The following is a 1,451-nucleotide window of genomic DNA, read 5'->3' as shown; positions in this document are numbered from 1 at the left end:
TAAGTCACAGGAGCGGCCCCGTCACAGATGCCCGACCAGGCTCCGCCTCGCAGCACCGGGCATCCGGCCAGCGCCCAGACCTCGGCATCCTTGGCGCAACAGATCGCTACGCGCTCCTCTGGTCTCGGCGTCCGACGACCGTCTGGGGCTGATACCCGCACCAAATGCCAACCAGAGCACCGTCCGAGGCCGCCAGGCGCATGAGATCGCTACGCGCTCCTGTCGTCTCGGGCGTCCGCAGCCAGTGGCCCAGCCACGCAGTCGAGCCGAGGTGATCCGTTTGCCCGTCCCTTTCACGGTCCTGCGGCCCGGCGACGGGCCTTCACTGCTGCGGTGTACAGCTCGCGCGTCAGGTCTTCCGTTCCGATACCCAACTCGGCGAGGACCGTCCGGACATCGACGAGGGCTGTGGCTACGTCCTTCTCCTCCACCAAGGTCTCCAGTTCGAGGAACGTCCCCTCCAGCTCGGGGACACGAACCAAGGTGGCGAGCATCTGGCGCCCTCGGGCCTCGAAGACGTAGTTCCTGCACCGCTTCTCGAACGTGATGGCCGGCACGTAGCCGAGGCCGCGCAGCGTCGCGTGCACGGCCTCGGCATCCTCGACGCAGGTCTCATACTCCGGCTTGGACCCGGATTCCTCGTCTACCCGGGCGCCTTTGTACGTGAGGACGGTGCGGGTCTCCTCCGGACCGTGCACGGTCCGCACCCGAAGCTCTTCGTCCCGGGCCTCCAAGGCCCCGTCCACGGTGTCGTAGTAAGTGTCCTGGTAGACCTCGGCCCGGCCCTCGGCCCGCTCGTCCAGCCGTCGCAGCGTCTCCAGGGGTGCGCGGACGCGTGCCTTCAGCTCCGCTTCGATCACCCGTCCGTCCCTCTCACCCCCGCGTTCGGAGCCTCTAGGCGGCAGATTCGTGACCCGGACGAACATGGTGGAGTCAGCCGGGATCAGCCGCCATGTAGGCAGCATGCCGTACCTGTACACCTTGATGTCACAGATCTCAGCAAGCTCGCGCAGCCGAGCCTCGGCCAGCCGCACACCGCTGGTGAGCGCGCAGCATCGAGTCATTGCTGAATCTCCTCGCCGGCCGAGGCCTGCTGCTCCCGGCCCGCTGCCAGGGTGCGGCTGGCTTACGTCCACGGCATCTCCGGCCAAGAGTTCACGACTGCCGTCGACAACATCCAACCTGCGGACGACAGCCCTAGACGGTCGTCGGACGCCAAGACCTGGGCAGCGCGTAGCGATCTGTTGCGTCTGGCGGCCTTGGGCGGTGCTCTGGTTGGCATTTGGTGCGGGTATCAGCCCCAGGCGGTCGTCGGCCGCCGAGACCAGAGGAGCGCGTAGCGATCTGTTGCGCTCGGGCCGCTCCCGCCGCGGGTGGTGAGGGGCCGGATGCCCGGTGCTGCGAGGCGGAGCCTGGTCGGGCATCTGTGATGGGGCCGTCCTGTCGCCCTT

1 protein-coding gene is annotated in these 1,451 nt (G+C 67.9%); it reads right to left on the bottom strand.

What is annotated here, in order from left to right:
- Positions 1–293: 293 nt before the first annotated feature.
- Positions 294–860, bottom strand: a complete 567-nt coding sequence (cyaB, locus tag ABZ924_RS38670; RefSeq protein WP_361920434.1) for a class IV adenylate cyclase — start codon at positions 858–860, stop codon at positions 294–296.
- Positions 861–1,451 lie beyond the last annotated feature (591 nt).

The sequence above is a fragment of the Streptomyces sp. NPDC046876 genome (genome assembly GCF_040645035.1).
Taxonomy (GTDB): Bacteria; Actinomycetota; Actinomycetes; order Streptomycetales; family Streptomycetaceae; genus Streptomyces.
The sequence above is the reverse complement of the archived record's forward strand: the minus strand, read 5'-3'. Positions and strand labels throughout refer to the sequence as shown.